Source organism: Rhodanobacter koreensis (genome assembly GCF_054782855.1).
This window is the reverse complement of the sequence record NZ_BAAGRR010000001.1, coordinates 793,437-819,676: the sequence shown is the minus strand read 5'-3', so window position 1 is coordinate 819,676 and position 26,240 is coordinate 793,437. Positions and strand designations below refer to the sequence as shown.

Below are 26,240 nucleotides of genomic sequence, written 5' to 3'. Positions count from 1 at the left end.
GACGCAGGTTGGAGCAGGGCGTCAGTGTAGTTTGCCGCATGCGGCGCAACGGCATGGCGGCATCAACCTTTGGCATGGGGCTGTGGCGCGATATCGGGTTAGCATCGGCAGGCTGGGCAGCAACGCGGTGAAGGGGCGCTGCCATGCCATTCCGGATCCCTTGGAGAAACACATGTATTTGATGATCGGCAAGCCGCGCCTGTTCGGCGCGCTGGTGATGGGATTGCTGTCGACCGGCGCCGCCGCGCAGGGCCGCACGCTGGGCACCGGCGACTACGCGCAGGCGGAGCGCTTCATGAGCTACAACGTCGCGCCACTGGTCGATCATGCGGTGCAGAAGGTCGACTGGCTGGACGACACGCACTTCTGGTACCGCGACCACGACAGCCATGGCGATCATTTCATGCGGATGGATGCGGCCAGCGGCAAGGCCGCGGCGCTGTTCGACCAGGCCAGACTCGCCACCGCGCTGACCAGGCTCACCGGCAAGCCGGTCGACGCGGACAAGCTGCCGGTCACCGGCTACGGCATGAAGCCGGATGGCCGTCTCGCCATTGTCGTTCGCGATAAGCATTACCTGTGCGACCTGAAGGGCACCGGCGTGTGTATGGCCGACAAGGGTGTGCAGGCGCACGACGCGGCAGGCAAGGTGATGACCGGCGACGAGCCTGGCGTGCTGTCGCCTGACAAGCACTCCGAGGCATTCATCCGCGACTGGAACCTGTGGTTGCGCGACGTGGCGACTGGCAAGGAAACCCAGCTCACCACCGACGGCGTGGAGAACTTCGGCTACGCCACCGACAACGCGGGCTGGAAGCACACCGACAACGCGATCCTGGTGTGGTCGCCGGATTCGACCCGGATCGCCACGTTCCAGCAGGACCAGCGCAAGACCGGCGACATGTACATGATCAGCACGAATGTCGGACACCCGAAGCTGGAGGCGTGGAAATACCCGCTGGTCGGCGACAAGGACGTGACGATGATCGAGCGCGTCATCATCGACGTGCCGACGCACCAGGTCGTGCGCCTGCAGATGCCGCCGGATCAGCACCGCTCCACCTTGTGCGACGACGTCAGCTGCGGTCCGGACGGTGGCTGGGACGACGTGCAGTGGGCGCCGGACGGCAAGACGCTGGCCTTCGTGTCCACCTCGCGCGACCACAAGAGCGCCACCCTGCGCGTGGCCGATGCACGCAGCGGCAAGGTGCACGACGTGCTCAACGAAACCGTGCCGACCTATTACGAGAGCGGCAACGGCAAGGTCAACTGGAGCTACCTGCCGCAGTCGAACGAGGTGATCTGGTTCAGCGAGCGCAACAACTGGGGCAACCTGTACCTGTACGACCTCGCCAGCGGCAAGCTCAAGCACGCGATCACCACCGGCGAAGGCAATGTCACCGAAGTGCTGCGCGTGGACGACAGGAGCCGCACGCTGTGGTTCCGCGGCGTCGGTCGCGAACACGGCGAGAATCCCTATTACCAGCAGTTCTACAAGATGGGTTTCGACGGTGGCCAGCCGACCCTGCTCACCCCGGAAGACGCCGATCACACGGTGACGCTGTCGCCTGACGGCAAGTATTTCGTCGATGCGTATTCCACCACCGACATGCCGCCGGTGACCGTCCTGCGCGGTAGCGACGACGGCAAGACCGTGGCCAGCGTGGCGAAGGCCGATATCTCTCGCCTGCGCGCCGCCGGCTGGGTGCCGCCGCAGGTGTTCACCGTGAAGGCGCGTGACGGCAAGACCGATCTGTACGGCATGATGTTCAAGCCGACCCACTTCGATCCGCACAAAAAATACCCGGTCATCGACTACATCTATCCGGGTCCGCAGACCGGCTCGGTACGCACGTTCGGCTTTCTGGCCGCCAACGGCGACAACCAGTCGCTGGCCGAGCTCGGCTTCATCGTGGTCGCCATCGACGGCATGGGCACGCCGTGGCGTTCCAAGGCCTTCCACGATGCGTACTACGCCAACATGGGCGACAACACGCTGCCGGATCAGGTCGCCGGCATCAAGCAGTTGGGCAAGCAGCATTCGTGGATCGATCTCGATCGCGTCGGCATCTGGGGCCACTCCGGCGGCGGCAATGCCACTGCCGATGCGCTGTTCCGTTATCCGGATTTCTTCAAGGTCGGCTGGGCCGAAAGCGGCAACCACGACAACCGCAATTACGAGGACGACTGGGCCGAGAAGTGGCAGGGTCTGCTGGTCACGAACAAGGACGGCAGCAGCAATTACGACGACCAGGCCAACCAGAACCTGGCGAAGAACCTCAAGGGCCACCTGATGCTGGTGCACGGCACGATGGACGACAACGTGCCGACCAGCAACACCCTGCTGGTCGTCGACGCGCTGATCAAGGCCAACAGGGATTTCGACCTGTTGCTGATCCCGAATGCCCATCACGGTTACGCCGCGGCCACGCCGTACGCTACTCGTCGGCGCTGGGACTATTTCGTGCGCAACCTCGCCGGCGATACGCCGCCGAAAGAGTACGAGTTGAAGGCGTGGCCCTGGATGTAAGGCCCGCAGCGACAAGCGAAGTCCGGAACGGCTCCGCTTGTCGCTATCCGTGCGTATCTCGCGCCCGGGCTGGTCAGTCCGGGCGGGTGGCCATCACCGGTGGCACCGCTGACGCGCGCAGCGCCGGGCCAAGTACCGCGCACTGACCGAGCAGCCACAGCAGTAAAGCACCGATGGGCAGGTAGAGAAACGGCAGCCGCGGCAGCTCGTAATGCGTCATCAACCACAGGTTGAGCGCATAGGCCAGCAGCATGCCCGGCACGATGCCGCCGCCGACGATCAGGAAATTCTCGGCCTGGAAATAGCACAGGATGTTGCTGCGAGTGGCGCCGATCGCGCGACGGATGCCGATCGAGCGTCGTCGTTGCTGCACCCAGAAACTGGCGAGGCCGGCGATACCCAGTGCGGTGACGAACAGCAGCCCTGCCGCCGCGGCCAGCAGCAGGCCGATCATGGTGCGATTGCGCCGGAAGAAGTCGCTACGCAATTGGCTGAACGTCTGCGCCTGTCGCAGGATGCGATTGCCATCGAGCTGGTTCAGCACGTCGGCCATCTGCTTCAGCACGCGCTCGCGTTCCTGCGGTGCCGTGCGCAACACGTAGGTGACATCGTTGCTGTCCGGCAGCATGGGAAACAGCGTGCTGTAATCGTTGCCGGCGGCTTCGCGCAGATGCGGCCGCAGCAGATGGTCGACCACGCCGACGATGCGCACCGGGTTGTCGCCGGGATAGATGACCTTGCCCAGCGCGCTCTGGCCGGGGAACAGGCGCTCGGCCAGCGCCCGGGTGATGATGGTGACCGGCACATGGTTGATGCCGGCCCAATCGTGCGCGCTGTCCATCGGCAGGTATTCGTCAGGCAGGAAATCGCGCCCCTCGACTAGGTGCAGCCCCAGCGTGCCGAGCTCGCCGGGAGTGCCGTTGTAGGCGGTGGCGGTGAGGTCGGTATCGGCGTTCGGCGTGGTGGCGATGCCATTGCTCCAGTCGTTGCCGTTGAACGGCAACGCATCGACGGCGGTCACCGCGGTCACGCCGGGGATGTTGCGCAGCGCCGCCACGTCCGCGGCGTGCCGGGCCAGCGGGTTTTCGTTTTCGTCGAGGCCGATGCTCTCGATCATCACCAGCTCGTCTTCGGCCACGCCGCTGGGCTGGCGCATCTGTGCGGTGCGGTTGACGATCATGAACACCACGTTGCAGACGATGGCGCAGGTCAGGCCGACCTGCAGTGCCAGCAACAGCACGGTGAGCTTGTGACGGGTGAGGCTGGAAAGCAGAGGGCGCAGTGGCATGGGACTACCTCACTGGGTCTTGAGCTGCAGGGCAGGAGTGATGCGGCATGCACGCCAGGCAGGCAGCAGCCCGGCCAGTACACTGGCGAACACCGCCAGCGCGAAGGTGCCGAGCAGCATGACGGCATCCATCTGAGCCAGTTGCGCGTAGCCGTCGGGGCGCTGCCGCACGCTCCACAGGCCAAGCTCGGCAATCACCAGGCCCAGTACGCCGCCTGCCACGCCGATCACGGCCGACTCGATGCCGAATTGCAGGAAGATGTCGCGCCGCTGCGCACCCAGCGCCCGGCGCACGCTGACCTCGCCACTGCGGCGCAGGAATTTCGCCAGCAGCAGGCCGACGATGTTGACCATGCATACACCGAGAAAGCCCAGAGCCAGCCACAGTTGCAGCCGCAGGTCGGACGGAATCACCTGCTGTCGGGTGAGCCAGTCCATCAGGCCGTAGAGTTGTGCATTCACCGGGCGCGGAAAGCGGCCATGCGTCTGCTGCTCGCGCCAGTAATCGCCAAGGAAGTCCCGATAGGTGCGTGCCCTGGCCGGGTTGTCCAGTTGCACCCAGAACTGCAGCCATGTGCAGTGATCGCTGGTGCGGCCACCGGCGCCGTTGCCCCAGCACATGAAATTGCCGCTGAAATCGAACTGCAGATCCAGCGCGGTCTGCAGTGGCAGGAAAAACTGGTCGGTCTTGCCGAAGGAGCGATCGTTGACCTGGGCATAGAAGGTGGGTTGCGGATACCACTCATCGAGTACGCCGACCACGCGGAAATCGGTGTTCTTCAATCGCACGGTGCGGCCGATGCCGGGCGTGTCGCCGAACAGCTTGCGGTTGAGTTCGGCGTTGAGCACGACCACGTGTGCGCGCTGCTGGTCATCTTCGGCGGTCCAGCCGCCACCGGCGCGGAACGGTGCGCCGAACATCGCGAAGAAGTCCGCCGTGACGTAATGCCCGGGCTGGAAGAAGGGTCGCAGCGAAGCCTGCGCGGGACGGATCGGCACCGAGCCCGCCACCATCGCCGCCTGCCGGTCCGCGCGATGGGTGCGCAACAGGTTCATCGCATCCGGCCAGGTCAGGTTGCCGTTGGGCGCACTGTCCTTGGTGGTCTTGCTGCGCTCCAGCGGGCGGGCGTCGAGCTGTGGCACGAACAACTGCGCGCTGCGCCCGGGCAGCGGATCGCCCGACATCACGTGCAGCACGGTGATCATGGTCATGCTGGCACCGATGCCCAGGCCGATGGCGAGGATCATCAGCGCGGTAAGCACCTTGCTGCGTTTCAGGCTGCGCAGCGCGAGTGCGAAGTAGTAGCCGAACATCGGGGGCCTCCTGATAGCCATGCCGGGGCGTTGGCGGACGCAGCCGCCCCCGCCGCCTGCGAAGCAGGCGGTATGTGCGCGTTTTCAAACGACCGGCAGCGAGCGCCGGTTACTCACTCAGCGGCGGCTGACTTCCTGCGCCAAGCCCTTGCCGAGCGCCTCGTCGATCAACTGCGACGCCTGCAGATCGGCTTGCGCGACGACTTGTTGCTGGCGCTGTTTCATCGCGGCCAGCTGCGGCTGCAGCGCGGCCAGTTGCCGGTTGAGATCGGCCATCCGTGCGGTGATCTCGCGTTGCTGTGCGTCCAGACTTGCCAGGCGCTGGGTGGCGGCGGGTGCCTGCGGGTCGGCGAGCAGGTCGCGACGCTGCTGCTCGACACTGCGTTGCCGGCTGAGCAGACCTTCCAGCGGCCCCTTGAATTTCCACTGCTCACCTTCGAGCTTGCCTGCATCACGCCAGTACGCACTCACCGCAGCGTAGGTGGCGTTGGCGCGGTCGACGTAGGCGGGATCGCGGATCAGGTACGCCTGGTCGCCGCGGCGGAACCAGAACATCGGTGTCGTATCCGTGGTGTGCAGGCGCTTGGCCAGCGCGACATCGGCGCGGTCACCATTGATCAGCACGGTTTCGCCGTGGGCGTTGTTGTCGTACAGGGCATAGGCATACCGGCTGCCGGGTTCCACCGTGGTGATATCGCTGTCGCGTTGCCGGGTCTGGTTGGCGGATGTCGTTGTCGTGGCGGTCGGTGGCGGTGGCGGTGCCATTGGCGCCGGTGGCGCGGGCGGCAGCGCCGGCATTTTCGAGAGCGGCGGCATCGGTGGTGTCGGCGGCAGATTGGGCAGTTGTCGTGCCTGCGTGGTGACGGGCTGCGGCATCGGGTTCATGCCGAGCTTTTGCGCGGCGCCATGTGCAATCGCCTCGTCAAGCAGTTTCCCGATCTGCTGATCCGCTTGTTCCGTCGCCTGCTGCTGGCGCTTGCCCAGCGCTTCCTGTTGCGCGCCGAGTGCTTCCTGCTGCTTGCCCAGGACTTCCTGTTCGCGGCCGAGTGCATCCTGCTGGCGACCGAGCTCGCTCTGGCTGGCTTCCAGCCGGGCTCGCTGCGCTTCAAGCTTGGCCGAAAGCTGATTTTGGCTGGATTGCACGGTCAGCTTGGCCTCCTCGCCAGCCAGCTGCCCTTGCCTGCTGCCGAGCGCACCTTGGCGTGCGCCAAGTGCGCCCTGCTTGCCGCCAAGCTGGCCTTGCTGACGGCCGAGCTGGCCCTGTTGCCTGGCCAGCGCCGTGACCGGTGCATAGGCAGCCCTGGCACGCTGTATGTAGCTCGCATCACGGATCAGGTAGGCCTGGTCGCCGCGGCGGAACCACAGCATCGGCTCGTTGCCCTGGTGCAGCCGCTGCGCGGCGGCCAGATCGTTGTCCGTCCCGTTGACGGTGATCGAATCGCCATCGAACAGCGCGAATCCATCGCGGGCATTGGTGCGGGTAGTAATGTCGACATGATGGGCCCGGAAGCCGCTGGCGAGAGGCGAGGGAGCCGGCGGTGCGGGCGGCGGCGGTGGGACCGGCGGGGTGGGCGGCGGTGGCGGAAGCGGAGGCACCGCCGTCAGTTCATTCGATTGGGTGGTGGCCTGCACCGCGGTCGCGCCGGTGGCCGTCACGCGATACGGCAGCACGCCGACGAGCGCAATCAGCACGACAAGCCACCAGCCGCGCGCGTGCAACTGCGAAGGGTTCACGCCTTGCTGCAACATGGTCAGTCGCCTTTTCAGGTTCTGGAAGGTGGGAGATGCCCCGGCGAGGCCGGAGTGCATGGGCTGGGCCACGCCAAGGCGCAGCAACAGGCGCCCGTAGTCCTGCGGCGCCGTGCAATGCTGTTGCAGCACCTGCGCATCGCAGGCGGCTTCGCGATGGAGCGCGTACTCGCGCATCGCCCACGCCACCAGCGGGTGGAAAAAGAACAGTCGCTGCGCAATCGCCGGTGCCCAGCCCAGCCAGAGATCGCCGCGGCGCAGATGCGCCAGCTCGTGGGCGAGCGCCATCGATGACTCTTCCGGCGTGAGTACCTCGTTGGCCGGAAGCAGGACGGTGGGATGCCACAGACCGGTCACCTGGGGCGAGGTGATCGCATGCGACACGCGCAACTGCGGGCAGCGGCGCAAGCCGAGCATGCGGGCCTGCTGCGAGCAGGCTGCCTGCAGCGTTTCGTCGTGCGGTGGCGCGGATTCACGCAGCAGCAGACGCGTTTTTCGCCATTGCCGGGCAACCAGCAGCAGCTGCGCCAGCAGGCCGGCGAGCCACAAGGTCACCACGAACGAACGCCAGGGAAACGGGCGCGTTGGTATCGGCGCGGGCATTGTCGACTGCGCCGTCGTCATCGCCGAAGTAGTTGGCAAGGACGGCTCGGCAACCTGCGGGGGTACGGTGGATTCGCCCGATGGTGCAATCGCGGGGCCCTGTTGGCTGGCCGTTGCCGCGATGGCGGCGGCCGGCGGCGCCGGTGATAGCAGTGGCAATTCCACCGGCGTGCTGGCGAGCAGGCCGACGATCAACTGCACGCTGAGTACCCACCACAGCATGCAGCGGATCGCCGGTGACAATCGTGGCATCAAGCGGCCAAGCAGCCATAGCGCTCCGATCAGCAGCACGGCTTGCCCAGAGGTCCAGGCGAGACGGGTCAGCAAGGTATCGGTGAGGGTGTGGATCGTGTCCATCTCACGACTCCTTGCGCTTGGATTGCAGTTGCGCCACCAGCGCTTCCAGCTGCGCCAGTTCGGTGTCGGAGACTTCGGCGTGCTCGGACATCCAGGCCACGAACGGCGAGACCGAGCCGCTCAACGTCTTCTCGACGAAGCTGCCGACCGCGCTGCGCATCGCCTCGCCGGGCCCGGTAGCGGTGCTGTAGCGGAACATGCCCTTGACCTGCCGGCGCTTGAGATAACCCTTGCCGCGCAGGCGTTCCATCATGGTCAGCACGGTGGAGCGCGCCAGTCCGCGCGGCTCGCCGTAGCCGATGGCCACTTCACCTACCGAGGCGTGGCCGCATTCGTCGATGTGATGCAGCAGCGCCAGTTCCTGGTCGCCGATGGTGGATTTGAGCATGGCCGGAGGTTCCGCGTGACTACAGATGTAGTCACGCTACGCCATGCCTACACGTGTAGTCAATAGGCCGGGCGGCATCCTCGGTGCCGGCGCGGCGGCCTGCCAGGTGAATCGAGCGGGACCGGCCGCATCGTGCTCGTCAGAACGCCATGTCGAACGCCACTTCGCCCTGTACGCCGACCTGGTACGCCGAGACGCGACGCTCGAAGAAATTGGTCACTTCCTGTACGTCCTGCAGATCCATGAAGTCGAACGGGTTCTTCGCGCCGTATTTCTTCGGCAGGTCGAGCTGGGCGAGGCGCTGGTCGGCGCAGTACTCGAGGTACTGGCGCATGTCCTTCACCGACAGGCCGACCACGCCGCCGGAAAGCACGTCCTCGGCGAACAGGGTTTCGCAGGCGATGGCGTCTTCCATCATCTGCTCGACCTGCGCGCGCATGGCATCGTCGAACAGCTCGGGCTCCTGCTCGCGCACGGTGCGTACGACATCGAAGGCGAAGGCCATGTGGCCGCTCTCGTCGCGGAACACCCAGTTGGTGCCCGCGGCGAGGCCATGCAGCAGGCCGCGTGAGCGCAGGTAGTAGACATAGGCGAACGCGGCATAGAAGAACAGGCCTTCGATGCAGGCGGCGAAGCAGATCAGGTTGAGCAGGAACTGCCGCCGCTGTTCGCGGGTTTCCAGCCGCTGCAGGTTCTGGATCGAGTCGATCCACTTGAAGCAGAACTCGCCCTTGGCGCGGATCGAAGGGATGTTCTCGATCGCCGCGAATGCCTTGTTGCGCTCGGTCGGATCAGGAATGTAGGTGTCGAGCAGGGTGAGGTAGAACTGCACATGCAGCGCCTCCTCATACAGCTGGCGCGACAGATACATGCGCGCTTCGGGCGCGTTGATGTGCTGGTACAGGTTCAGCACCAGGTTGTTCGACACGATGGTGTCGCCGGTGGCGAAGAACGCCACCAGGCGATGGATCAGGTGGCGATCGGCGGCGGACATCTTCGACGAGAGGTCGGCCGTGTCCATCGAGAAATCCACTTCCTCGACCGTCCAGGTGTTCTTGATCGCGTTGCGGTACATCTCGTAGAAACCGGGGTAACGCATCGGGCGCAGGGTGAGCTCGAAGCCGGGGTCGAGGATGTGGGCGTTGCGGACAGGTTGAGCGGACATGGGTTTTCCTTGGTGGTTCGCAGCCGATGAGGCGCGAGTGCTTTGGCTCGTCATCCCAGCGAAAGCTGGGACCCAGTGACTTCAGTTTTTATCGTGTCGCCATGTAGGCCAAAGGCTCTGGATCCCAGCTTTCGCTGGGATGACGGGCGTTTCATTGATAGGTTTTCGGACACGTGAGCTGTAGGAATGGATTCGCCGTATGCGAGAACGAACACCTTGTGTCTATCTCCTTGCCAGTGGTCGCAACGGCACGCTTTACACCGGCGTCACCTCCAATCTCCCGGCGCGCATCTGGCAACACCGGAGCAACGTGGTCGACGGCTTCACCCAACGTCATCATGTGCACAACCTTGTCTGGCTCGAGTTGCACGAGACGATGGACTCCGCGATCACCCGCGAGAAGGCGATCAAGGCATGGAAGCGGGCGTGGAAGATCGAGCTCATCGAGAAGTCCAATCCGTGCTGGCGTGATCTTTATGTGGAGATTTGCGACTAAGCCCCGCGCCTTCTCTCCGTCATTCCAGCGAAAGCTGGAATCCAGTGCCCTTGCCTTGTTTTATCGAAAGACGCTGGATCCCAGCTTTCGCTGGGATGACGAGCGCGGTGCTACTGGCAGGCCTCGCAGTACTCGGGATTTTCCAGCGAGCAGAACACCGCGGCATTGGCCTGCGCCTGATCCACGACCAGCACGGTCTTGTCGGTGGACACCGTGGTCTTGGTGATCCTGGTGGCGGGGCGCGAGCGCAGGTAGTACGTGGTCTTGATGCCTGCCTTCCACGCGTACATGTACATCGAGCTCAACTGGCCGATGTTCGGGTTTTCCATGAACAGGTTCAGCGACTGGCTCTGGTCGATATAGGCACCGCGCGCGGCACCGAGTTCGATCAGTGCCTTCTGCGGCAGCTCCCACACCGTGCGATAGATTGCGCGCAGGCGCTCCGGAATCGCCGTGATGCCCTGGATCGAACCTTCGGCCAATTTGATCGCGTCGCGGATCTCCGATGTCCACAGGCCAAGGGTCTTGAGTTCGTCGGCGAGGTAACGATTGACCTGCAGGAAATCGCCGGACAGCGTCTCGCGCTTGAACAGGTTGCTGACCTGCGGCTCGATGCACTCGTAGCAGCCGGCGATCGAGGCGATCGTGGCAGTTGGCGCGATCGCGATCAGCAGCGAGTTGCGCAGGCCGTGTTGCTTGATGCGTTCGCGCAGGGCATCCCAGCGCGCGCTGTCTTGCGGCGTGGCATTCGCCCAGTAGTCGAACTGCAGTTCACCCTTCGCGGCGCGGCTTTCCGCAAAGCCCGGGTGTGCGCCTTCGGCCGCGGCCAGCTCGGTCGACATCGACAAGGCGTGGAAATAGATCTCCTCGGCGATGCGGGTGGACAGTGCCAGCGCTTCGGTTGAATCGAACGGCAGCCGCAGCTTGAAGAACACATCCTGCAGGCCCATCACGCCGAGACCGACCGGACGCCACTTCATGTTGGCGGTGCGTGCGGTGTCGATCGGATAGAAGTTGAGATCGATCACCCGGTTGAGCTGGCGCACGGCAGTGCGCACGGTCGAGGCGAGCTGCTCGAAGTCGAACACGCCGTCGACCACATGCCGCGCCAGGTTCACCGAGCCCAGATTGCACACGGCCGTCTCGCTGGCCGAGCTCACTTCGAGGATCTCGGTGCACAGGTTGGACAGGTGGATCACGTTGTCGGGATGGGCGGTCTGATTGCTGGTGGCGTTGCAGCGATCCTTGAACGTCATCCAGCCGTTGCCGGTCTGCGCCAGCGTGCGCATCATGCGGGCATACAGCTCGCGTGCCTTCACCGTCTTCACGGCGAGGCCGTTCGCTTCGGCTTCGCGATAGGCGCGATCGAAGATTTCGCCCCAGCTGTCGACCAGATGCGGCATCACCTTCGGATCGAACAGCGACCAGTCGCCATCGCTTTCGACGCGGCGCATGAATTCGTCGGGAATCCAGTTCGCGATGTTGAGGTTGTGCGCGCGCCGCGCGTCGTCACCGGTGTTGTCGCGCAGCTCGAGGAAATCCTCGATGTCGGCATGCCACGATTCCAGGTACACGCAGGCCGCGCCCTTGCGCTTGCCGCCCTGGTTCACCGCGGCGACCGAGGCATCCAGTGTATTCAGCCACGGCAGCAGGCCATTGGAATGGCCGTTGGTGCCCTTGATCAGCGAGCCGCGCGAACGCACGCGCGAATACGCCAGGCCGATGCCGCCGGCGAACTTGCTGAGCTTGGCGACGTCGGCGTACTTGTCATAGATCGACTCCAGCGAGTCGATAGGCGAGTCGAGTAGGTAGCACGAGCTCAGCTGCTCATGCGCGGTGCCGGCATTGAACAGCGTGGGCGAGCTGGCGATGTATTCCAGCGAGGACAGCAGCCGATAGAGCTCCAGCGTTTCGCCGATCTCGTTGCCGCCGAGCGCGCAGGCGATGCGCATGAAGAAATGCTGCGGCGTCTCGATCACGAAGCGCAGCTGCGGATGGCGCAGCAGGTAACGGTCGTACACGGTGCGCAGGCCGAAATACTCGAAGCGGCGGGTGGCCAGTGGATCGATCGCGTCGTTCAGCTTGCGCGCGTTGGTGGCGACGAAGTCGCGCAGGCGTGCGTTGAGGATGCCCAGTTCCGCGCCGCGCGCGATCGACTGCGAGAAGCTCTGGATTTCCTGGCCGCTCACTTCCTTGTCGATGTAGGCACCGAGTAGGCGCGCGGCGAGCTGACCGTATTCCGGTTCTTCGGCCGTCAGTGCCGCGGCGGTGCGGATGGAAAGCTGGTCCAGCTCCTGGGTGGTGGCACCGTCGTACAGGCCGCCGATGGTCTTCAGCGCCACGCGCAGCGGGTCGACGCCGTGCAGGCCTTCGCTGCTGCGGGTCACCGCACGCACGATCTTGTTGACGTCGACGGTTTCCTGGCCGCCGTTGCGCTTGGTCACGCGCATCTGGCCGGGATTGTGTGGTGGGGTCAGGGTGAAGCTGTCATCGAGCGACGCCGCTGCAGCGGTCGCGGCATCGGCGGGCGAATCGACGCGCGCGGCGGTGCGCTCGCGGGTAGCGGTATTCTGAGGTTGCATGGCTGTGGGCTCCCGGCATGGACATCAAACACCTGCTCCCGCGCGCAGGGCCTGAAGCGATGGATTCCGGGAACGGGTCACAATGCAGGCGCCATGCGGCCTACTGCACTGCGACGTGCCTCCCCGCGGAAGCCGTCACTACGCACCGGGACACGTTCGTCCCGATGTGCCGGCAGGTCTTCGGACTTGCGGACATGGATCTTGCGATCCGCCTACTTGTCCCCGCTTCCCAGTCATTGACGACCAGTGCATGTGGTGACGTTCGTTTCCGCTTTACCGCTGCGGGGCAGTTCCGGATTCACACCGGATTCCCTTTTAAGCCCGACCGACGATCGCGTCTGGACGGGCACCGACGGACACAACATATCGGGTGCGCCGGGCAGGGTCAACCCAACAAGTTGTGCACAAGTCGGGGGATAAGCCGCGCGCGGCAAGGCGCAATGCGGGCTGTCGCGGGATTACTTTTTTTCGTGCCCGGGGTTGCTGCGGAGCCGGAATAATCCGGCGCAGGCAGGGGGCGCCGGCAGGGATCAGAGCGCATCGTGATCAAGCTCGCCGGTGCGGATGCGGATCACCTGTTCCAGCGTGCTGACGAAGATCTTGCCGTCGCCGATCTTGCCGGTGCGGGCGGAGTGCTGGATCGCTTCCAGCACGCGATCGAGCTGATCGTCGGCAATCGCCACCTCCAGCTTGATCTTGGGCAGGAAATCGACCACGTATTCGGCGCCGCGATACAGCTCGGTGTGGCCTTTCTGACGGCCGAAACCTTTCACCTCGGTCACCGTCACGCCCTGCACGCCGACCTCGGCCAGCGCCTCGCGCACATCGTCCAGCTTGAATGGCTTGATGATCGCCACGACCAGCTTCATGGGCTTTTCCTTGAATCGACAGAGATCGACACGATTAAAGCGGCATTCTGCCTGCCCGGCGCAGGCTTGTCGCCTGAGTGCTGCCCGTGTAGGACAATCCCTACAGTTTTTGACGGAGCGTACCGATGGCAGCCTCGATTTCCATTCACCTACTATTTATCTCGACGAGCTTGAGGCGCTATCCATGATGGATAGGCAGGATATCGATCAGATTGCCCTGCGCCTTGTGTCGTTGGTACCGCCAGGGTTGGCACAGGCGCAACAGGATTTGCGAGCCAACTTCCAGGACGTTTTGGCGCAGGGATTGCGCCGCCTCGACCTGGTCACCCGCGAAGAATTCGAAGTCCAGACGCAAGTGCTGGCGCGTACCCGCGCCAAGGTCGACGAATTGGAGCGACGTGTAGCCGAACTTGAGGCTGCCGTGGTTGCCCGCGGGGGCTAGCAACAACCAACCTCCCGGGAGCCGCCCCCGATCCGTCACCCTCACCCCGAGAACGATCGGGGGCGGTTATTTATTCAGCACTGCGGATGGAGTCGCTTGATGTACGTGCATGGCAGCGACCCATCCGTGCGTCGGCGACCTTCGGCTGCATGAGCCTTGCCGTTACCCTCAGCCGGGCCCAGGAAGGGATCGCCGCGCCGCAGGTGATGGTCGAGGTGCATCTTTCCGGCGGCTTGCCGGCGACCAATATCGTCGGCCTGCCTGAGGCGGCGGTGCGCGAGGCGCGCGACCGTGTACGTGTGGCGATCCAGAACACGGCCTTCGAATATCCCAACCGCCGGGTCACGGTGAACCTGGCGCCGGCCGAGCTGCCCAAGGATGGCGGGCGTTTCGATCTCTCGATTGCGCTGGGCATTCTCGCAGCCAGCGGTCAGGTGCCGCGCGAAAAACTGGATGATTGCGAATTCCTTGGCGAGCTGGCCCTGACCGGCACATTGCGCAGCGTCTCCGGCGTGCTGCCGGCGCTGTTGCGTGCCCGGGCGCGCGGCCGGCGCGTGGTGGTGCCGCGCGAGAATGCTGCCGAAGCCGCACTGGTGCCCGATGTGGACGTACGGGTGGCCGATACGCTGGCGGAAGTGTGTGGCTGGCTGCGCGGCGCGCAGGAGTTGTCCGCGCCGATCGGCATTCCCAGTGATGGTGGCGCGGACGGTGGCCCGGATCTGCGCGATGTACGCGGTCAGTTGCAGGCGCGGCGCGCGCTGGAGATCACGGCCGTCGGTGGCCATCACCTGTTGCTGATGGGGCCGCCCGGCACCGGCAAGACCATGCTGGCCGAACGGTTGCCGGGTATCCTGCCGCCGCTGTCCGAATCGGAGGCGCTGGAAACCTGCGCGGTGCTGTCGGTAGCTGGCCAGAACACCGATCTCGCGCAATGGCGGCGTCGGCCGTTCCGGGCGCCGCACCACACCGCGTCGGCGGTGGCGCTGGTCGGGGGTGGCTCGTATCCGCGGCCGGGCGAGATCTCGCTGGCGCACAACGGCGTGCTGTTCCTGGACGAGTTGCCGGAGTTCAGCCGGCACGTGCTGGAAGTGTTGCGCGAGCCGATGGAGTCCGGCCATATCGTGATCTCACGGGCGGCGCGGCAGTCGACGTTTCCTGCACAATTTCAACTCGTCGCGGCGATGAATCCGTGTCCCTGCGGTTATGTGGGCGATCCGCGTCAGCGCTGCCAGTGCACTCCCGATCAGATCCAGCGTTATCGCTCGCGCATTTCCGGGCCGTTGCTCGACCGCATTGATCTCTGCGTGGAAGTGCCGCAGGTGCCGCTGGCCGATCTCGGATCGCCGCGTAGCGAGCGCGATGAGGATTCCGCTACCGTGCGTGCGCGCGTGCTCAAGGCACGGCGGCAATCGCTGATGCGGGCCGGCCGGCCGAATGCCGAAATCAGCGTGCGCGAACTGGAGCGCGATTGCGCGCTGGGTCCGGCCGAACGGCGCTGGTTCGAAAGCGCGCTGGAGCGCCTGGGGCTGTCCGCACGCGCCTATCATCGCGTGCTGCGGGTCGCCCGCACGATCGCCGATCTCGATGGCGGCGCCGCCCTGCTGGAACGTGAGCATCTGGCTGAGGCACTGCAATACCGGCGGCTCTGAACCGGGCCGCTGGACGCGTGCCCATGGCACATGCTCCGATAGTGGCCTGAAGTTCGCCCAGGGACTGCGATGACGATCGAGCTCGGCCTGATGCTTGCCGGCATGTTGATGATCGGCTTTCTGGCGCAGTGGCTGGCCTGGCGGGTCAAGCTGCCGGCGATCCTGTTCCTGCTGCTGGCCGGGATCCTGCTGGGGCCGGTCAGTGGCCTGCTCGATCCCGACAAGCTGCTGGGCAGCCTGTTGTTTCCGACGGTTTCGCTGGCGGTGGCACTGATCCTGTTCGAGGGCAGCCTGACCCTGCGCTTCCACGAGTTGCCGGGTATCGGCCACGTGGTGCGCGGGCTGGTCAGTTACGGCGCGGTGACCGCGTTGCTGCTGCTGGCGCTGGCGGCCCATCTCGTGGCCGGCCTGAGCTGGTCGATCGCCCTGCTGTTCGGTGCGCTGGCCTGCGTGACCGGCCCGACGGTGATCGCGCCGATGTTGCGCACCTTGCGGCCGACCGCGCGCATCGCGAATACGCTGCGTTGGGAAGGCATCGTGATCGATCCGCTTGGCGCGTTGTTCGCCGTGCTGATCTTCGAGGCGATCGTGTCGCGCCAGGAAGGCCACACCATCGGCATCTTCATCGCCACGATCGGCTGTGGTGCGGTGACTGGCGTGTTGAGCGCGCTGCTGACCGGTTTTCTGCTGCGCCGCCAGCTGATTCCGGAATACCTGCAGAACTATGCCGTACTGGCGGCAGTGCTGTTCGCTTTCAGCGTATCCAATGTACTCACTCACGAATCGGGCCTGCTGGCGGTGACCATCATGGGCATCGCGCTGGGCAACATGCGTGGCGTGCATATCGACGACATCCTCGACTTCAAGGAAAGCCTCACTACGGTACTGGTGTCGCTGCTGTTCATCCTGCTGGCGGCGCGACTGCACTGGCCGTTGCCGGACGGCATGTTGGGTGCAGGCATCGCGCTGTTCGTGATTGCGCAGCTGGTTGTGCGGCCGTTGACCGTGCTGCTGTCGAGTCTGGGCAGCGGATTGAACTGGCGCGAGCGGGCACTGATCGGCTGGGTGGCACCGCGCGGCATCGTGGCGGCGTCGGTATCGGCGCTGTTTGCCTTGCGACTGGATGCGTTGGGCATGCCTGGCGCCGGGGCGCTGGTACCGCTGGTGTTCATCCTGATCATCGGCACGGTGGTGCTGCAGAGTGCCACCGCGCGGCCGCTGGCGTTGTGGTTGAAGGTGGCCGAACCGGAGCCGCGCGGTCTGCTGATCTTCGGCTCCGACGAGGTGGCTCGTGCAATCGGCATGGCGCTGGGCGAGGCGGGCTTTCGCGTGATGCTGGCCGACGATGACTGGGAAGGCATCCGCCGGGCGCGTATGGAAGGACTGCCCACGTTCTTCGGCAATCCCGCCTCACCGCATGCCGAGCGCCATCTGGATCTCACCGGGATCGGCCGGCTGCTGGCGGTGTCTACCCATCGCGAGCGCAATTCGCTGGCCTGCGTGCATTACCGGCAGGAGTTCGGCCGGGACAAGGTGTATCGGTTGCGCAACCTGACGCCGCAGGAAAGCACGGATCGCGCGGCCTTGTCCGGCACCCTGCTGGCGCCGCCGCTGTTCGACGAGGAGATGACCCACGGCCGTTTTGCCGAAATGCTCGGCCACGGCTGGCGCATCAAAACGACCCGGCTCAGCGCCACGTTCGACTGGCCGCACTTCATCGAGCAATACGGTTCGAATACCGTGCTGATGTTCGGGGTGGAGGAAAAGGGCGCGTTGCGCGTGGCCTCGACCAAGCGCGAGCTGGAACCTAAGCCGGGCTGGACGGTGATTGCGTTGGTGCCACCAGCATTGCCGGAAGCGAGCGTGGTTACGCCCGCTTCCTCCTGAGCGTGCCGCCCTGCGCGAGCAGGGCGGCACGCGTGGTGTCAGCCAACCGCGTGACGCGGCGCGAACTGCGCTTCCTCGGTCGAACCGGTCAGCGCGGTGGTCGAGGACTGGCCCTGCTGGATCGCCTGGGTCACCTGATCGAAGTACCCGGTGCCCACCTCGCGCTGATGCTTCACCGCGGTGAAGCCGCGTTCGGCGGCGGCGAATTCCTTCTCCTGCAGTTCGACGAAGGCGCTCATCTGGCGACGCGCATAACCGTGCGCCAGATCGAACATGCCGTAGTTGAGGCTGTGGAAGCCGGCCAGGGTGATGAACTGGAACTTGTAACCCATCGCGCCCAGTTCCTTCTGGAACTTCGCGATGGTGGCGTCGTCCAGGTTCTTCTTCCAGTTGAAGCTGGGCGAGCAGTTGTAGGCCAGCAGCTTGCCGGGGAACTTCGCGTGGATCGCCTCGGCGAACTTGCGTGCGTCCTCCAGGTTCGGCTTGCTCGTCTCGCACCAGATCAGATCGGCGTATGGCGCGTAGGCGAGGCCGCGGCTGATCGCCTGGTCCAGGCCCGGACGCACGCGATAGAAGCCTTCGACGGTGCGCTCGCCGGTGATGAAGGCCTTGTCGTTCGCGTCGATGTCGGAGGTAAGCAAATCGGCGGCATCGGCATCGGTACGTGCCACCAGCAGGGTTGGCACGCCGACGACGTCGGCGGCGAGGCGCGCGGCGTTGAGCTTATCCACCGCTTCGCGAGTCGGCACCAGCACCTTGCCGCCCATATGGCCGCACTTCTTCACCGAGGCCAGCTGATCCTCGAAATGCACACCGGCGGCACCGGCTTCGATCATCGCCTTCATCAGCTCGAATGCGTTCAGCACGCCGCCGAAACCGGCCTCGGCGTCGGCCACGATCGGCACCAGCCAGTCGGTATCGTCCTTGCCTTCGGCGTGATGCAGCTGGTCGGCGCGCAGCAAGGTGTTGTTGATGCGCTTGACCACCAGCGGCACCGAGTTGGCCGGATACAGCGACTGGTCGGGATACATCTCGCCGGCGACGTTCGCATCGGCCGCCACCTGCCAGCCACTGAGATAGATTGCCTGCAGCCCGGCCTTGACCTGCTGCATCGCCTGGTTGCCGGTGAGCGCGCCGAGTGCATTGACGAAGTCTTCCTTGTGCAGCGACTTCCACAACCGCTCGGCGCCACGGCGGGCGAGCGAGTGCTCGATCGCCACCGTGCCGCGCAGGCGCACCACGTCTTCGGCGCTGTAGTTGCGCTGGATGCCGGACCAGCGGGTGTTGTTCTTCCAGTCCAGCGAGATCTGTTCGGCGGTGGGCAGGGTGTTCTTCATGATGAGTGGCTCCAGATGGAAAACGAGGACGTGGCGCGCGCTCAGGCGAGCTGGTCGTAGGCGGGCAGGGTGAGGAAATCACCAAGCTGGTCGGCATGGATCAGGGCGGACAGCAGGGCTGCGGCTGCATCGACGCGCCGGGCGCCAAGTGCGTCGCTGTGGCGCAGGCGGTGGCTGTGCGTGGCGAGGGCGTGGTCGAACAGCGCCAGATCGATCGGCGCGTGGTCGGGGAACTCCAGTTCGCCGTGATGCACCCATTGCCATAATTGTGCGCGGGCAATCTCGGCGGTGGCGGCGTCCTCCATCAGGTGATGGATCGGCACGCAGCCCTGGCCGTCCAGCCACGCGGCGGTATAACGCAGGCAGACTTCCACGTTGTTGTCGAAACCGGCGCGGCTGATCGTGCCGTTCGGCGTGGCCAGCAGCTGTTCGCGGGTGACCTGGACGTCCTCGCGCAGCACGCCGAGCTGGTTCGGCGCCGGCATGTACTCGTCGAAGACCTGCTGCGCGACCGGCACCAGCGCCGGGTGTGCCACCCAGGTGCCGTCATGGCCAGCCTGCACTTCACGCAGCTTGTCGGTACGCACCTTGGCCATGGCGGCCTCGTTGGCGGCCTCGTCACCCTTGATCGGGATCTGCGCTGCCATGCCACCCATCGCGAACGCGCCGCGACGGTGGCAAGTCTGGATCAGCAGCTCCGAATACGCCTTCAGGAACGGCACGGTCATCAGCACCTGGGCACGTTCCGGCAGCAGCCGGTCGCGGTGGCCGCGCAACGTCTTCAGGTAGGAGAAGATGTAGTCCCAGCGGCCGCAGTTGAGGCCCACGATACGGCCACGCAACGCGTGCAGGATCTCGTGCATCTGGAACGCCGCCGGCAGCGTCTCGATCAGCACGGTGGCCTTCATCGTGCCGATCGGCAGTTGCAGTTCGTCCTCGGCGGTGGCCATCACCTCGTCCCACAACGCGGCCTCCTCCATCGCCTCGAGCTTGGGCAGGTAGAAGTACGGACCACGGTCGCGGCGGTGCAGTGCGCGTGCGTTGTGGAACACGAACAAGCCGAAGTCGACCAGCGCGCCCGCCATCGGCTCGCCATCCACGCTGATGTGCTTGTCGATCAGGTGCCAGCCACGCGGGCGCACCACCAGTACCGCCGGATTGTCGTTGACGCGGTAGGCCTTGCCTTCGGGCGAGCGGAATTCGATCGTGCCGTTCACCGCGTCGCGCAGGTTGATCTGGCCACCGAGCTGGTTGGCGAAGGTGGGTGCGGACGAATCCTCGAAATCGGCCATGAACACCTTCGCACCGGAATTCAGCGCGTTGATGATCATCTTGCGCTCGACCGGGCCGGTGATTTCGACGCGGCGATCCTGCAGCGCGGCCGGAATCGGTGCCACGGTCCAGTCGGATGCGCGGATCACCGCCGTATCGGAACGGAAGTCCGGTAATGCGCCGGCGTCGTATCCCAGCTGGCGCTTGCGCCGGGCCTGCAGCAGGCGCTGCCGCGTAGCCTCGTGACGGCGGTGCAGCCGGGCCAGGAAAGCCAGGGCTTCGGAGGTCAGGATGCTTTCGTAGCCGGCGTCGTCGGCATGGACTTCGATGGCGCCGATATCAAGTCGTTCCCGCGGTACTGCCATGAGCTTGCTCCGTTCTCGTTGGAGGCTCGAAGCTAGGGCAGGAATCGTGTATTTGACAAAGTGAATGTTTCAATCAATATTATGAGCAATGCCAATATTAAATTTAAGCCATTGAAAAATAGCATGAAGCTGCCCGGTGATTCGCTGAATAAACCCAAAAAGCTGCGCCGCAGTGCATCAAAAAAGCCTGCGAAGCGCGATCTGGTGGGTGAGGCTGGCGGTCGTTACTACTACAAGGGCAACCGCCACAAGCAGTTGCGCGCGTTCGTCAGCGTGGTGAAGCTGGGCACGCTGACCCGCGCCGCCGAGGCGCTGTACCTGTCGCAACCCACGATCAGCCTGCAGTTGCAGGCACTGGAGCGCGAGCTGGGCGTGAGCCTGCTCGAACGTCGCCGTCGCCGCATCAATCTCACCGATGCCGGTGAGGCGCTGTATGAACTGGCGCGACCGCTGGTCGAGGGCTGGGAGACGCTGGACCGCGACTTCCAGGCGCGGGTGCAGGGCCTGCAGGGTGGCCGGCTGACCATCGCAGCCGGCACCTCGACCATCCAGTACCTGCTACCTGATCTGGTTCGCCGCTATCGCGAACGCTTTCCCGCCGTGCAACTGCAACTGGCCAACGTCACCGGCAAGGACGGCCTGGCGCTGCTGCGCGCGGACGATGCCGACTTCGCGGTCGGTTCGATGCTGGACGTACCGAACGACATCGCCTGGGCGCCGGTGCACCATTACGACCCGATGCTGATCATGCCGCCGGATCATCCGTTGGCGGCGAAGGACAAGATCACGCTGGAGGATCTGTCACCGTATGGCCTGATCCTGCCACCGCAGCGGCTGTCCACCTACCGACTGGTCGACCTGGTTTTCCAGCAGCGCCAGGTGCCGTACCACGTGGCGATCGAGGTGGGCGGCTGGGACGTGATCAAGGAATACGTGGCGATGGGGATGGGCATATCGATCGTCACCGGCATCTGCATCACCGAGGCCGACCACGGCCGCCTGGCCGTGCACAACATGAAGCAATATTTCCCGCAGCGCAGCTACGGCGTGGTGATGCGCAAGGGCAAGTTCCTCAGCGCCGAAGCGCGCGCCTTCATCGATCTGATCCGCCCCGGCCTGCTGACCCATCGCGATTACGACGAGTCGGGGCATTCACAGCGCTGATGCGCGGTGACAAACGGTTCACACGTTCCGGTACTTGCCCTTGAACGGCGCGTAAAACTCACGCAGACGGGCGATGTCGGCGTTCATGTCGGTCGTGGTGTCGAACAGCGGGCCGAGCTGGATGGCCTTTTCGGGATAGTGGAATGCCACCGGGAAGATCGGCACGCCGGCATCGCGGGCGATATGCCAGAAGCCGCTCTTCCAGCGCGTCACGGGCTTGCGCGTGCCTTCCGGTGCAATGCCCAGCCACAGACGGTCGCGCCGGCGGAACTGGTCGATCATCTGCTCGACCACGCCCTTGGCGGCGCCGCGGTCGATGGCCATGCCACCCAGCCGGCGCAGCAGCCCGCCGAGCGGCCCGCGGAACAGCTCCTGCTTGGCCATGAAGTGCACGTCGGCACCGATCGCCACCTTGATCAACAGCCCCCAGACACCGTCCCACCATGACGAATGCGGTGCGGCGATCAGGACCAGTCGCGGCACGTCGGGAAATTCGCCAAGCAGGCTCCAGCCACACAGTCGCAGGATGCCTCGGCAGGTGCGCCGCCGCAGCCCGTCGCGCAATCGTGGCATCTGCGGTGGCAATTGCGCGGGGCGAAAAATCTGTCCCTTCATTCGAAATCCGGTTTGCGCGAGCGGGTCTGCTTGATCCTGCCGCGTTGCTGCTTGCCGACCAGCCGGCGCTCTTTCGAGGCTCGGGTCGGCTTGGTCGCGACGCGCTTTTTCGGTGGCAGCAGGACGCCACGGATGACTTCGACCAGCCGCTCGCGCGCGTCATCGCGGTTGCGTGCCTGGTCGCGGAAGCGGCGGGCCTGGATTACCAGCACGCCGTCACTGGTCAGCCGGCGATCACGTCGCGCCAGCAGCCGTGCACGGATCTCCTCCGGCAGCGACGGCGAGTTGATCGCATCGAAACGCAGCTCGACCGCACTCTCGGTACGGTTCACATGCTGCCCGCCGGGACCGTCCGCGCGCAGGAAGCGCTCGACCAGTTCGGACTCGGGCAAGGTGATGCTGGGGCTGACGATCAACATGCAGAGAGTGTAGGGGGCAAGAAGTGAGTAGGTGAAGCGAGGAGTGAGAAGTGAGAGAAAAGCGGCCGTGCGTCCCGCCCCTGCTTTCTCTCACTTCTCACTCCTCTTCACTCACTCCTGGCAATACCCAGCCGAAGCGATCAAGCAACCCGGCATACGCGGCGTCCAGCGGAGCCTCGATTTCCATCGCGGCGCCGGTCAGAGGATGCGCGAAGCGAATGCGCCACGCATGCAGCAGCATCCGGTGGCAGCCGAAGTGCTGCTTGTACAGCCGGTTGTGGTCGCCACGGCCATGCTGGCAGTCGCCGATAACCGGGTGGTGGATGTGCGCCAGGTGCTTGCGGATCTGCCGGAAGCGGCCGCTCTCCGGTTCGGTCAGCACCAGCGCATAACGCTGCTGCGGATAGCGGCCCAGCTCGATCGGCACCTCGATCGTGGCCAGTCGCTGATATTGCGTACGTGCCTCGCGTCGCGGACCGGTCTCGCGTGAGCCGGGCAGCGGATAGTCGATCACACCTTCCAGCGGGTCGGGCCAGCCGCGCACCACCGCCAGATATTCTTTGTGCACCGAGCGGCCCATGAACTGCTCGCCCAACGCGGCGGCGATGTCCTTGTTGCGCGCGACCAGCAGCGCGCCGCTGGTCGCGCGGTCGAGTCGATGCGCCAGATACACGCTGTCGCCGATCTGCTCACGCAACTGGTCGATCAGGAATTCCTCGGCGTTGCCGACCATCTTCGAGCGATGCACGGCGAGGTTCGCCGGCTTGTTCACCGCGATCAGCGCGTCGTCCTGGTAGAGAATTTCAATCGGGGTCATGGTGGTGTCGTATTTATTCCCTCCCCTGCTGCAGGCAGGGGAGGGTTGGGGCGGGATGCTTTTGATGTTGCCGGCAAGCCCGGGCCGCCCCCTCCCGGCCTCCCCTGTAGGCAAGGGGAGGAGCAAAAAGTTAGCGGCGTGGCCAGCCGATGGCGAAGGTCAGCAGGCCGGCGACACCGGCAAGCAGCGGTGGCCAGTTGCCGTGTTGCGGCGCCATCGTCCACAGCAGTGCGGCGGCGATCAGCAGCGCGCTGCCGAGCAGGCTGCAGGCAAGCAACTTGTGCAGACGCCTGGCATTCTCGCGCGCCAGCTCGAGCGCCTGCGGATCGCTGATGCTGCGCTGTTCGCCGCGGGCGATCTGGCGCAGTGCGTCGCGCACCAGTTCGGGAAATTGAGGCGCCTCGTGCAGCCATTCGGGCAGGCGTTTACGCACCTCGCGCAGAGTGCGCCGCGGGCTGTAGCGCTCGCGCAGGATGCGCTTGAGCACCGGATGCGCCACCGCCCAGATGTCGATCTCCGGATCGAGCATGCGGCCGACGCCTTCGATGTTGAGCAGGGTCTTCTGCAGCAGGATCAACTGCGGCTGCAGGGTCAGCTCGAAGCGGCGCGCGGTCTGAAAAAGTTTGACGACCAGTTCAGCTAGCGAGATCTGCGACAGCGGGCGGGTGAAGTACGGCTCGCATACGGTGCGCACCGCGGCTTCCAGTTCATCCATTCGTACATCGGCGGGCATCCAGCCGGCGGCGACATGCAGCTGCGCGATGCGCGCGTAGTCGCGCTCGAACAGCGCGATGAAGTTCTGCGCCAGCCAGTACTGGTCGGCTTCGGGCAGCGAACCCATGATGCCGAAATCCAGCGCGATGAAACGCGGTTCGCCGGTATGCGTGGGGTCGACCCAGATATTGCCGGGGTGCGCGTCGGCGTGGAAGAAGTTGTCGCGGAACACCTGCTCGTAGAACACCCGCACGCCTTTCGCGGCGAGAGCCTTGCGGTCGAGGCCGGCGTCGTCGATCGCCGCGATGTCGTCGCTGCTGATGCCGTGCACGCGTTCCAGTGTCAGCACGCGCTGTGCGGTCAGCTCCCAGTGCACGGCCGGCACGTACAGATCCACGCCGCTGTCGAAGTTGCGCTTGAGCAGGCTGGCGCTGGCGCCTTCGCGCTGCAGGTCCAGCTCGTTCTCAAGCATCTTCTCGACTTCGGCCACGACATCGAGCGGGCGGATCTTGTCGGCGTTCGGATGCCAGCGCTGGGCCAGCTCGCCGAGCGAGCGCAGCAGCTTCACGTCGCGCGCGATCTGCGCGTCGATGCCGGGTCGCAGCACCTTCACCACTACCTCGCGGCCATCGTGCAGCGTGGCCGCGTGCACCTGGGCGATCGAGGCCGAGGCCAGCGGGGTTTCGTCGAACGACGCATACAGCAAACCGATCGGCGATTTCAGTTCAAGCTCGACGATCGCGCGTGCCTCGCTGCCGGGGAACGGCGTGACCTGATCCTGCAGCAGGGCGAGTTCGTCGGCGATGTCGGCCGGGACCAGATCGCGGCGGGTCGACAGCACCTGGCCGGCCTTGACGAAGATCGGCCCCAGTTCGGTCAGCGCCAGCCGCAAGCGTTCGCCGCGTGGCAGCAGCGCCACGTTCGCGCGCGGACGCGCCAGCAGCGGGCGCAGCAGTTTCAGCGGACGGTATAGATGCGCAGCGTCGACCAGCTCGTCGAGGCGGTACGCCAGCAGGACCGAGGCGACCCGCAGCAGCCGCGGCACCACCCTCAGCGGCGTCACGCGGCGTTGCCTTGCAGGCGCTGGATCAATCGTTGCACGCGCGACTCCAGCCGCTCGCTGCGTTCGCGCAGGTGGTCCACGCTATCGAGGAAGCCCTCGACTTCGCCGGGCGCCAGCGCGATGTACGCCTCGTCGCGCAGCCAGTCGGCGCTGTCTTCGGTGAGATGCGTGGCGGTTTCGCGGGCGTGGGCCAAGCCTTTGCGCACGGCCTTCGCCAGCGGCACGCCGAGCACGTCGCCGAAGGTGCGGGCGAACGCCTCCTCGAAATCCGGGGCGAACTTGCTGACGAGTTTCTCCAGCCGGCGCGCCAGCTCGGCGTCACCGGCGATCTCCACCTTGCCCGGCGCGATGCCGTCGTCATCGCGCCGGAACATCATCGCCAGCAGGCTGCCCGGTGTGGCGGCGACGCGCAGCTGGCTGTCGTCCTGCGGCGGCCCGACGCGCAGACGTGCGTCCTCGACAGTCACCGCCAGGGCGATTTCCGGTCCACGCAGATGCAGCTGCACGCTGCGGCCGTTCAGCGCGGCAAGCCGCTGCTGCGTGTCCGGATCCAGCGACAAGGTGTGGTTCAGCGCGGTTTCCAGCGCGCGGCCGGCGAGCTTGCGCAGCGGTTGCGGCAACCAGGAATTGGGAGTGACGGAATTCATCCGGCGATTGTAGCCCGGCGGCCGCGTACTAGCCCTGCTGGACGTCTGCGGCACCGACAAAGCCGAGCTGGCGCCAGGCTTCGTACACTGCCACGGCGACCGTGTTCGACAGGTTCAGGCTGCGGCTGTCCGCACGCATCGGCAGACGCAGGCGTTGTTCGGCGGGGATCGTCTCCAGCATCTCCTTCGGCAAGCCGGCGGTTTCGCAACCGAACAGCAAGGCATCACCGTCGGCAAATTGCGCATCGATGTGGGCGACCCGACCGCGGGTGGTGAAGGCGAACACACGAGGCGTGCCGATCACATCGAGACAGCCGGCCAGGTCATCATGCACCGTGACGCGGGCGTACTCGTGGTAGTCCAGTCCGGCGCGGCGCAACCGCGCATCATCAAGCTCGAAACCGAGCGGTCGGATCAGGTGCAGCGCGGCGCCGGTGTTCGCGCACAGGCGAATCACGTTGCCGGTGTTCGGCGGGATCTCGGGATGGAACAGGATGACATGCAACAT

At 65.2% G+C, this 26,240-nt stretch carries 21 protein-coding genes and 1 riboswitch; of the genes, 6 read left to right on the top strand and 15 right to left on the bottom strand.

The window, feature by feature from the left end:
• Window positions 1–172 precede the first annotated feature (172 nt).
• On the top strand, window positions 173–2,530 hold the full coding sequence (locus ACYVKM_RS03490; protein WP_460875795.1) for a S9 family peptidase: 2,358 nt from the start codon (window positions 173–175) through the stop codon (window positions 2,528–2,530).
• A gap of 73 nt (window positions 2,531–2,603) precedes the next feature.
• Here the strand turns inward: ACYVKM_RS03490 and ACYVKM_RS03485 are convergent, their stop codons facing one another.
• From ACYVKM_RS03485 to ACYVKM_RS03465, 5 genes are all read right to left on the bottom strand, one after another.
• Complete coding sequence (locus tag ACYVKM_RS03485; protein ID WP_460875793.1) at window positions 2,604–3,818, bottom strand: ABC transporter permease; 1,215 nt, start codon at window positions 3,816–3,818, stop codon at window positions 2,604–2,606.
• A 9-nt stretch (window positions 3,819–3,827) separates the two neighbouring features.
• Window positions 3,828–5,132 (bottom strand): ABC transporter permease, encoded by a 1,305-nt coding sequence (locus ACYVKM_RS03480; protein ID WP_460875791.1) that lies wholly within the window; start codon window positions 5,130–5,132, stop codon window positions 3,828–3,830.
• Between the two features lie 117 nt (window positions 5,133–5,249).
• Window positions 5,250–7,841 (bottom strand): M56 family metallopeptidase, encoded by a 2,592-nt coding sequence (locus ACYVKM_RS03475; protein ID WP_460875789.1) that lies wholly within the window; start codon window positions 7,839–7,841, stop codon window positions 5,250–5,252.
• 1 nt (window position 7,842) lies between these two features.
• Window positions 7,843–8,229 carry a BlaI/MecI/CopY family transcriptional regulator gene (locus tag ACYVKM_RS03470; protein ID WP_460875788.1) on the bottom strand — a complete coding sequence of 129 codons (387 nt, stop codon included), beginning with the start codon at window positions 8,227–8,229 and terminating at the stop codon, window positions 7,843–7,845.
• Between the two features lie 139 nt (window positions 8,230–8,368).
• Complete coding sequence (locus ACYVKM_RS03465; RefSeq protein ID WP_460875786.1) at window positions 8,369–9,394, bottom strand: ribonucleotide-diphosphate reductase subunit beta; 1,026 nt, start codon at window positions 9,392–9,394, stop codon at window positions 8,369–8,371.
• A gap of 199 nt (window positions 9,395–9,593) precedes the next feature.
• Here ACYVKM_RS03465 and ACYVKM_RS03460 point away from each other — a divergent pair, with 199 nt between their 5' ends.
• Window positions 9,594–9,890 carry a GIY-YIG nuclease family protein gene (locus tag ACYVKM_RS03460; RefSeq protein WP_460875785.1) on the top strand — a complete coding sequence of 99 codons (297 nt, stop codon included), beginning with the start codon at window positions 9,594–9,596 and terminating at the stop codon, window positions 9,888–9,890.
• Between the two features lie 110 nt (window positions 9,891–10,000).
• Here the strand turns inward: ACYVKM_RS03460 and ACYVKM_RS03455 are convergent, their stop codons facing one another.
• Window positions 10,001–12,472: a ribonucleoside-diphosphate reductase subunit alpha gene (locus ACYVKM_RS03455; protein ID WP_460875783.1), complete on the bottom strand. Its 2,472-nt coding sequence runs from the start codon at window positions 12,470–12,472 to the stop codon at window positions 10,001–10,003.
• A 154-nt stretch (window positions 12,473–12,626) separates the two neighbouring features.
• Window positions 12,627–12,841: riboswitch (cobalamin riboswitch) on the bottom strand.
• 161 nt (window positions 12,842–13,002) lie between these two features.
• The gene (gene glnK, locus ACYVKM_RS03450) at window positions 13,003–13,341 is read right to left on the bottom strand and encodes a P-II family nitrogen regulator (RefSeq protein WP_077440644.1); all 339 of its coding nucleotides are present in this window, start codon (window positions 13,339–13,341) and stop codon (window positions 13,003–13,005) included.
• 184 nt (window positions 13,342–13,525) lie between these two features.
• Here glnK and ACYVKM_RS03445 point away from each other — a divergent pair, with 184 nt between their 5' ends.
• The 3 genes from ACYVKM_RS03445 to ACYVKM_RS03435 all read left to right on the top strand — a co-directional run bounded on the left by ACYVKM_RS03445 (window position 13,526) and on the right by ACYVKM_RS03435 (window position 17,319).
• The gene (locus ACYVKM_RS03445) at window positions 13,526–13,783 is read left to right on the top strand and encodes an accessory factor UbiK family protein (RefSeq protein WP_460876514.1); all 258 of its coding nucleotides are present in this window, start codon (window positions 13,526–13,528) and stop codon (window positions 13,781–13,783) included.
• A 149-nt stretch (window positions 13,784–13,932) separates the two neighbouring features.
• Window positions 13,933–15,432, top strand: a complete 1,500-nt coding sequence (locus ACYVKM_RS03440; protein ID WP_460875781.1) for a YifB family Mg chelatase-like AAA ATPase — start codon at window positions 13,933–13,935, stop codon at window positions 15,430–15,432.
• Window positions 15,433–15,501: 69 nt separating this feature from the next.
• Window positions 15,502–17,319, top strand: coding sequence for a cation:proton antiporter (locus tag ACYVKM_RS03435; RefSeq protein ID WP_460875779.1), 1,818 nt, complete (start codon window positions 15,502–15,504; stop codon window positions 17,317–17,319).
• Between the two features lie 38 nt (window positions 17,320–17,357).
• On the opposite strand, the gene aceA is transcribed toward ACYVKM_RS03435, so the two are convergent.
• Both aceA and aceB read right to left on the bottom strand, forming a co-directional pair.
• A complete protein-coding gene (aceA, locus tag ACYVKM_RS03430; RefSeq protein ID WP_460875778.1) occupies window positions 17,358–18,656 on the bottom strand; it encodes an isocitrate lyase in 1,299 nt (432 codons plus the stop codon).
• A gap of 41 nt (window positions 18,657–18,697) precedes the next feature.
• Window positions 18,698–20,293, bottom strand: a complete 1,596-nt coding sequence (gene aceB, locus ACYVKM_RS03425) for a malate synthase A (RefSeq protein WP_460875776.1) — start codon at window positions 20,291–20,293, stop codon at window positions 18,698–18,700.
• A gap of 123 nt (window positions 20,294–20,416) precedes the next feature.
• On the opposite strand from aceB, the gene ACYVKM_RS03420 reads away from it, so the two are divergent.
• Window positions 20,417–21,457, top strand: coding sequence for a LysR family transcriptional regulator (locus ACYVKM_RS03420; RefSeq protein ID WP_460875774.1), 1,041 nt, complete (start codon window positions 20,417–20,419; stop codon window positions 21,455–21,457).
• A gap of 18 nt (window positions 21,458–21,475) precedes the next feature.
• Here ACYVKM_RS03420 and ACYVKM_RS03415 read toward each other — a convergent pair whose 3' ends face one another.
• From ACYVKM_RS03415 to trmL, 6 genes are all read right to left on the bottom strand, one after another.
• Window positions 21,476–22,072 (bottom strand): 1-acyl-sn-glycerol-3-phosphate acyltransferase, encoded by a 597-nt coding sequence (locus ACYVKM_RS03415; RefSeq protein ID WP_460875772.1) that lies wholly within the window; start codon window positions 22,070–22,072, stop codon window positions 21,476–21,478.
• On the bottom strand, window positions 22,069–22,491 hold the full coding sequence (arfB, locus tag ACYVKM_RS03410; RefSeq protein ID WP_460875771.1) for an alternative ribosome rescue aminoacyl-tRNA hydrolase ArfB: 423 nt from the start codon (window positions 22,489–22,491) through the stop codon (window positions 22,069–22,071). The genes ACYVKM_RS03415 and arfB overlap by 4 nt, the downstream gene beginning before the upstream one ends.
• Before the next feature lie 97 nt (window positions 22,492–22,588).
• Complete coding sequence (locus ACYVKM_RS03405; RefSeq protein ID WP_460875769.1) at window positions 22,589–23,308, bottom strand: pseudouridine synthase; 720 nt, start codon at window positions 23,306–23,308, stop codon at window positions 22,589–22,591.
• 130 nt (window positions 23,309–23,438) lie between these two features.
• Window positions 23,439–25,085 carry a ubiquinone biosynthesis regulatory protein kinase UbiB gene (gene ubiB / locus ACYVKM_RS03400; protein WP_460875767.1) on the bottom strand — a complete coding sequence of 549 codons (1,647 nt, stop codon included), beginning with the start codon at window positions 25,083–25,085 and terminating at the stop codon, window positions 23,439–23,441.
• Entirely contained in the window at window positions 25,082–25,732 is a 651-nt protein-coding gene (locus ACYVKM_RS03395; RefSeq protein ID WP_460875766.1) for a ubiquinone biosynthesis accessory factor UbiJ, read from the bottom strand. Before ACYVKM_RS03395 ends, ubiB begins: the two co-directional genes overlap by 4 nt.
• Before the next feature lie 28 nt (window positions 25,733–25,760).
• Window positions 25,761–26,240: a tRNA (uridine(34)/cytosine(34)/5-carboxymethylaminomethyluridine(34)-2'-O)-methyltransferase TrmL gene (gene trmL, locus ACYVKM_RS03390; protein WP_460875764.1), complete on the bottom strand. Its 480-nt coding sequence runs from the start codon at window positions 26,238–26,240 to the stop codon at window positions 25,761–25,763.